General features: G+C 30.3%; 6 protein-coding genes. 1 reads left to right on the top strand and 5 read right to left on the bottom strand.

Annotated elements, in window-relative coordinates:
• Positions 1-796 precede the first annotated feature (796 nt).
• Entirely contained in the window at positions 797-2,083 is a 1,287-nt protein-coding gene (locus ACQCX0_RS04065; protein WP_462562900.1) for an RsmB/NOP family class I SAM-dependent RNA methyltransferase, read from the top strand.
• 149 nt (positions 2,084-2,232) lie between these two features.
• On the opposite strand, the gene ACQCX0_RS04060 is transcribed toward ACQCX0_RS04065, so the two are convergent.
• The 5 genes from ACQCX0_RS04060 to ACQCX0_RS04040 form a co-directional block, all read right to left on the bottom strand.
• Positions 2,233-2,943, bottom strand: coding sequence for a M48 family metallopeptidase (locus tag ACQCX0_RS04060; protein ID WP_462562899.1), 711 nt, complete (start codon positions 2,941-2,943; stop codon positions 2,233-2,235).
• The gene (locus tag ACQCX0_RS04055) at positions 2,943-3,398 is read right to left on the bottom strand and encodes a YcgN family cysteine cluster protein (protein ID WP_462562898.1); all 456 of its coding nucleotides are present in this window, start codon (positions 3,396-3,398) and stop codon (positions 2,943-2,945) included. The genes ACQCX0_RS04060 and ACQCX0_RS04055 overlap by 1 nt, the downstream gene beginning before the upstream one ends.
• Complete coding sequence (gene cysS / locus ACQCX0_RS04050; protein ID WP_462562897.1) at positions 3,399-4,787, bottom strand: cysteine--tRNA ligase; 1,389 nt, start codon at positions 4,785-4,787, stop codon at positions 3,399-3,401. It lies immediately after the preceding gene.
• Between the two features lie 18 nt (positions 4,788-4,805).
• The gene (gene gltX / locus ACQCX0_RS04045; protein WP_462562896.1) at positions 4,806-6,152 is read right to left on the bottom strand and encodes a glutamate--tRNA ligase; all 1,347 of its coding nucleotides are present in this window, start codon (positions 6,150-6,152) and stop codon (positions 4,806-4,808) included.
• Between the two features lies 1 nt (position 6,153).
• Positions 6,154-7,883 (bottom strand): NAD+ synthase (locus ACQCX0_RS04040; protein WP_462562895.1); only part of this gene is annotated, 1,730 nt, incomplete at its 5' end.

The following is a 7,883-nucleotide window of genomic DNA, read 5'->3' as shown; positions in this document are numbered from 1 at the left end:
TCTTTCCCTACACGACGCTCTTCCGATCTTCCCGAGTATTATACTATAACTAGAAACCTAGTAAAAAAAGCTAAGCTTCCGCTACCTAAACTTTATGTTATAGAAGAGGTAATGCCTAATGCTTTTGCTACGGGAAGAAATCCTGAGAATGCTGCAGTAGCTGTAACTACCGGTATTCTTAAATTATTATCTAAAGAAGAATTAACGGGGGTAATTGCTCATGAACTTGCTCACATTAAGAATAGAGATACTTTAATTAGTACGGTAGTAGCAACTATTTCCGGAGCTATTTCAATGCTTGGTAATATGTTTATGTTATCAACTTTATTCGGCGGACGCAATAGAGAAGGGAGTTCTCCTATAACAGCGATATTAATGATGATTTTAGCTCCTATTGCTGCGACCATTATTCAAATGGCAATTTCCAGACAAAGAGAGTATGTAGCTGATAAATTAGGAGCAGAAATTTGTGAAAATCCCTTATGGCTGGCTAATGCTTTAACTAAATTAGAGTACTATAGTAAAACGTTTCAATCCAATACTTCCCATGCTCATGCTCATTTGTTTATTATTAACCCTTTGCATAATAAAAATGCACAAGATTCTTTATTCTCTACACACCCTGCTACTCAAAATAGAGTGACTGCTCTAAATAATCTAGCTAAAATTATGGGTATTACTTCCTCAGATCTTTCTACCCCAAATGCATCAATAAATCTTAGTGTACGAACATTTCTTAATCACACTTCTCCTAGACAAACCTCTTCCTATAATCCGTGGGTGTAGGAAAAATATTATGTTATGTTTATTTATGCGTACTAGAGAACTTGCTCATAATATTATAGGGCAAGTTATATGTAAAAAACAATTTATAGAGTCTTTATTGGATTCTTCTACAATTTATCTTAAATTAGAAGATCTTAACAAATCTTTTGTGAGAAACTTAGTCTCTTCAACCTTTAGGCATATTGGAATTATAGATGCTTATTTATTTAAATTTATTAAAACGGAAACTAATCCTAAAATTATTAATATATTAAGATTAGCTATTTGTGAAGTATTGTATTTTAGAACCCCGCATTATGCCATTGTTAATACTTATGTAGAATTAACAAAGGCTTTAGCGTTAAATAAATACACCTCTTTAGTTAATGCAGTATTACATAAGGCAATTAAGAAAATTGATGTTCCTACACATGAAGATATTAAACAAAATAATTTTTTATTTCAACTATGGAGTAAAGATTATGGGCTTAATACAGCTTCAAAAATTTATGATGCTCTTATCCAAGAACATATTATAGATATTAGTGTAAAAGAGCCTATTCATATAGAATTATTAACTACTAATCTGTCTGTGGTAAAGCTTACGAATCATAGTATAAGAATAAAAAATAAAATAAGTATTAAAGATATTCCTTACTATAATGAAGGATATTGGTGGGTACAATCTGCAGCCTCCAGTTTAACTATAACATTATTAAAAAATAGCTTAAATGATAAAAAAGTAGCAGATGTTTGTGCTGCTCCCGGAGGTAAGACTTTTTTATTAGATGCTTTAGGAGCTAAAGTTACAGCCTTTGAGATCTCTAAACCTAGATTAACTAAAATGTTTAATAATTTAACAAGGTTAGGCTTAGAAGATAGAGTACAATTGATTGAAAAAAATCTATTAGAAATAGATAATTTTCAAGATTTTAATATAGTAGTTTTAGATGCACCGTGCTCTTGTACTGGAACTATTCGGAAAAATCCTGAGATTTTTACTATTAAAGGGGAAGTAGAAATTTATAGTGCGGTTAAAATTCAAACTAAATTCTTAAAATATATTTGTAATAATGTAACCTCAGGTACAAAAATTCTTTATAGTGTTTGTTCTCTACAGAAAGCAGAGGGGGAAGAATTAATAACTAAATTTTTAAAAGAAGATAGTAGTGTTAGATTAGTTCCTATTACTGCGGAGGATGTATTTTCTCATCAAGACTTAATAACTCAAGAAGGATTTTTAAGAATTCTCCCCTATCATTTTGCAGAACATGGAGGAATGGAGGGATTTTTTGCGGCAGTTTTAGAAAAAATTTAAGTTCTACAGTAATCATCTTTATAATTATTTTAATCTTATTAGGATATTGGGACAAATATATTACAGATACAAATTTTTTTATAATAAGTTTCTATCTTTTTTATTTATAATACAGATGTGCATATACTCCTTAAGTAGTGGGTTTATAATTAAGTAGTCACCCAATATAGTGAAGTACCGTATTGTTTTAACCATTCAATTGCTTGGGTTGGGTGTTTAGCTAATGTAAATGCTAAATTCCAAAATTCTGATTTATGATTTAAATGTATGAGGTGAGCAACTTCATGAGCCGCCACATAATCCGTTACATAAGGTAGGCTCATCATTAGCCTAAAATTGAAAGATAAATTTTTGCTACTAGAACAACTCCCCCACTTACTTTTAGTATCTTTGATGCTAATTTTGTTATATGATTGTTGAATGAGAACAGCTTTTTCTCTAACTAAATCACTAAAGTGTTGCAATGCTAGTTGTTTATAGAATTGAATAATTTTTTGCTCTAAATTTTGGGAATTAGCAATATTACCTGAAACTATAATTTGAGTAGCTTCTTTAGTAAGTCGTACTTGCTTATTCTGAGGATTAATATAGACAAGAGGGTATTCTATTCCTAGGATGTTAAGAAAAGCTTTGTTACTCAGAAATTTGTAAGAAATATTCTTCAGACAAGTTCTTAACCATGCCAAATGATTTTTAGCAAAATCTAACCCGTATTTATAAGAATAATAACGAGGAATACTCACAATAGCTCCTTGATTTTTATAGTCAGGTTTAATAATTAGTTTTTTTACATGCTTTTTTTTGATAAGTTTTATAGAATAACTATTATTAAGAGTATCTTGTAAATAGTGTAATTGCATTATTCTTCTATAATATAATGAATTAACCCCTTATCTGCCAAAGCCGGATGAATAGCAAATTCTTTAGCAGAATTACCGCTCTTAAGAGTAGAAACTTTATCTTTAGTAATTAAGGGATGCCAATCAGGTAAATCTTTTTTTTCATGAACTAACCTGTAGCTACAAGTTTTGGGTAACCATTTAATAGTAGTAATTTTATGAGGAGTAAGCTTAATACAATCCTCTACATAATTAAAACGTTTCTCATAAGATGTACATTTACAGGTTTTAGGATCTAATAATCTGCAAGATACCTTCGTTGTATAAACTTCTTTAGTATCATAATCCTCTAATTTTTCTAAACAACATTTACCGCATCCATCGCATAAGCTTTCCCACTCTTGAGTTGTCATTTCTTTTAGGGATTTATATTTCCAAAATTGTTCAGTTTTTCTCTCTGTTTTAGTAGTAGACATTTATTTATTAATTCTCCAAGTTGTAGTATTTAAAGTATCCTCAATAATTATTCCTAAGGTTTCTAAATCTGTTCTGATTTTATCTGCTTCACTAAAGTTTTTATTTAATCTTGCGGTATTTCTTTTAAGAATTAAAGTTTCTATTGCCTTAGTATCAATGCTTAGTTTAGATTTAGCAGTATTAGGCAGAGTTTGCAAATAAATTTTAGGATCAATTTGTAAAATACCTAAAAGATTGGCACATTTAAGTAGAGCTGATTTAAGAATTTGTTGTTCTTTCTTAGTTATAGCTTTATTTAAAAGAGTTAATTTTTCTTGTAGAATAGTTATTGCCATAGGAGTATTTAGGTTATTTAATAAAGCTGCAGTAAATTCAGGGCAAAGGCTTGTTTTTACTATAGGAAGAATTGCGACATGATTTAGAGTTTGGTAAAATTTATCTAAAATATTTTTAGCTTGATTTAAAGAGCTTTCTTGGAAATTTAAAGGTTGTTGATAATGGGTTAGCAAGCATGATAAACGGATTATCTCACCATGATTCTCTTCTAAGAGCTGATTTAAAGTTATAAAATTTCCTAAACTTTTAGACATTTTTTGACCATTTACCATAACAAAGCCATTATGTAAAAAATAATTTGCCATTTTGTTGGTATCAAAAGCACAACAACTTTGAGCAATTTCATTTTCATGATGAGGAAAAATTAAATCTAACCCTCCTCCGTGAATATCAAATTCTGTTCCTAAAAGCTCATATGCCATAGCTGAGCATTCAATATGCCATCCTGGACGCCCAAATCCCCAAGGAGAAATCCAACCTGGTTCATCCTTATTACTGGGTTTCCACAGAATAAAATCTTGGGGATTTTGTTTATGAGAGCTAATCTCAACCCGAGCCCCTTCTATTAATTCTTGTGTAGAGAAATTACTTAAGTTTCCATAGGCTTTAAAACTCTCCACTGAAAAATATACATGTTGCTTGTTTACATAAGCATAGTTTTTTGTTATTAACTTAGTAATAAGAGTTTGCATAGAGGTAACATAAGCTGTAGCTAAAGGTTCATAAGTAGGAAGTAATAAGTTTAAAGCTTGACAATTATTATGAAAAATCTTAATAGCTTTGTTGGTTAATGCGGTAATAGTTAGATTTTGTGCTTTTGCAGCACTGATAATTTTGTCATCAATATCGGTAATATTCCTTACAAAAGTAACTCTTGGGTAGATATCTTTTAAAATTCTGAATAATGTATCAAAAACTATTAAAGAACGAGCATTCCCTATATGAATTGCATCATAAATCGTAGGTCCACACACGTACATTGTAATATGTTGAGAATTAATGGGTTGAAATTCTTCTAATTGTTTAGATAAAGTATTATATAATTTTAACATATTTTGGGGGTTATTCTCTTAAGTAATTAGTGCTGTTAAACGATTTTTAGTTCTTGTATATCCTATTAGTGGTAATAAGTTTTTAAGCTCAGGTCCGCTAGATACACCAGTAATAGCTAATCTTAAGGGTATAAATAATTCTTTTCCGGTTAGAGAAGTTTTGGTTTTAATTAAATTAATCCAAGTGTGCCAAATATTATTATCCCAAAAATTCTCAATAGGTAAAATCTCTAAAGCTAATTTAATTAATTCTTGATTAGTTGTAGTTGTAGAGATTTCTTCGTAACAGACCTTAACCCAAGTATTGAGATCTGTTAATTTATTAAGATTATTTTTTGTTGCCTCCCAGAGTTCTTGAGTAATCTTAGAGACATTACTATTATTCAGTAGAGGTAATACTTCTTTAAAGCTAAGATTCTGTAAAATATGTTTATTAATTTGCCAGAGTTTAGTATCATTAAATTTAGCGGTAGCTTTACTATAAAGATTTAAATCAAAAGCTTGGGTGATAGCAGTTAGATTAGGGTAAAGTAGATTTTTTTCCCCTATTCCTAACATAAATAAATAATTATTAATAGCCATAGGATGAACCCCTTGAGTTTTTAAATCTCTAATAGATAAGGAGCCGAATCTTTTAGAAAATCCCTCACCCGATAAAGTAGTAATTAGAGATAAATGCCCGAATTGCGGGAGGGGAGCTTTAAAAAATTCAAACATTTGAATCTGAATAGCTGTATTTACTATATGATCTTCTCCTCTAATAATATGAGTAATACCTTTTTCTATATCATCAATTACAGAAGTTAAAATATATAAAAAAGTACCATCTTCCCTAATAATAACTGGATCGCTTAAATGTATCCCCTGAAAGCGTATATCTCCTTTAAGTAGATCGCACCAGATAGTATCCTTATGATCTATTTTAAATCTATAATAAGGTTTTCTACCCTCTGCTAAATAAGTATTTTTAGTAGTGGAATCTAAGTTAAGCATACTTCTATCGTAAATAGGAGGTTTTCCTTGTAAGAATTGTAATTTCTTTTTGTATTCTAATTCTTCTTTAGTTTCAAAACATTCATATACCCTACCTGAGTCTTGGAGCTGTTTTAGAAAACTTCGGTAAATTTCAAGACGGGATGCTTGATTAAATTCTAAATCCCAAGAAAAACCCAACCAAATTAAATCTTCTTTTAAAGCTAAAGTATATTCAGGCTTTACTCTTGTCGTATCTGTATCATCAATTCTTAAAAGAAATGAACCGTGTAATTTTTGAGCTACTAATAAATTCATTAAAGCAGTTCTAGTATTTCCCATATGTAGATAACCGCTGGGACTGGGGGCAAATCTTACAATACAAGCAGTCATTTTATATTTTTTCCTTAAAATTATTGGTTATAGGGAATTGCCAATCTTTTCCGAAAGCTCTTGGAGAAAGCTTAATTCCTAAAGCACTCTGCTGCCTTTTATATTCAGAATTATGCAATAATTTTAAGACTCTGGCAACTTTCTCTGCATTATGATGCTTAATAAGTTGTTTATAAGATAGATTTCTCTCTATAACATCCTCTAGAATAGCATCTAAGTCTTGATACGGCATTAGTGCTTGTTCATCTGATTGATTAGGTGCCAATTCTGCAGAAGCAGCTCTAGTTATGGCTAATTTTGGAATAATTCTAAGTTTATTTAACAGAGTGTTTTGTGGCAAATTCTTATTTCGCCAAGTAGCTAAAGCATAAACATCTTTTTTATATAAATCTTTTAGTAGATTGAAAGCTCCGCAAGTATCTCCATATAAAGTACAATAACCTACTGCTAACTCAGATTTATTTCCTGTAGTAAGCACTATATAATCTTTATACTGATTAGCTAAAGCCATAAGAATTTGCCCTCTGATTCGTGCTTGTAAATTTTCTTTAGTTTTTTCAATATTACCAATTGCTGTGGTTAGGGTAGTTTGATAAGTATTAAAGATATCATGAATGGGAATATTTAAAAATTTAGTTTCTAAATCATTAGCTAAGTTTTTTGCTATATCTAAACTTATTTGCTTTGTAAAAGGAGAAGGCATGGTTACGCCGATTAATCTGTGTACTCCTAAAGCATCTGCAACAATGGTGGCACTGAGAGTACTATCAATTCCCCCAGAAATACCCAAAATTATTCCCTTAAAATTATTCTTTACAATAAAATCTTGTAATCCTAACATTAGGGCATGATAAATTATAGCTAAAGGTGTATTAATAGTAGTAACTCTTGAAACAACCTGTGGGGAAGATATATTACTGCTTTTTAGGTTGTCTAGATGGGTAGGAATATTTGAGATAGCAGTTAGTGCTGTATTAGTAGCTCTAAGATTATTAGTATTGTTGCCAGAAATTGAGGGAGAGAAGTTAGTAGATAAGGTAGTAGTTAGCAGTTTATCTTTAGATAGTTTTACCAAAGCACTATCTTCAGCAAAAGTTGCCAAGTACTTTACAGTATGTTGAGTATCTATGATAAAAGAGTTACCGTCAAAAACCAGCTCATCTTGTCCTCCTACTAAATTTAAGTAAATTACAGGAGTATTGCTAATTGTTATAGCTGTTTTGGCTACATTTAGACGAATATCTACTTTATTATATTCCTTAGTAGCTGAAAACTCAAAAGGTGAGGCATTAATACTAATTAATAAATCAAGATCCTTAGGAATAGTTTTTAACATACTCTGATGCCACATATCTTCGCAAACTAAAATACCTAACCTATAACTCTTAAGAGTAATTAGGTTATTAGTTATTCGGGTACTAAAATAGCGTTTTTCATTAAAGACACCATAATTAGGAAGTTCTTGTTTAGCTATATAAGTGATAATTCCGGCTTTAATAAAAGCTGCCGTATTATATAAAAATCCGTTTTCTCTATGAATAGTACCCAGTAAAAGAGCAGGTTTATATTGGGTAGAGAGTACTATTAATTCTTGGAGTGCAAGCTCTGTTTGGTGTAAAAAATCTTCTTTGTAAACTAAATCTAAAACAGTATATCCGCATAAAGCTAATTCAGGATAAACTATTAAATCTTGGTTTAAATTTTCTAAATAATAATTAATAATTTTAGTTT

It is taken from the genome of Candidatus Hepatincolaceae symbiont of Strigamia maritima (genome assembly GCF_055505085.1).
The sequence above is the reverse complement of the archived record's forward strand: the minus strand, read 5'-3'. Positions and strand labels throughout refer to the sequence as shown.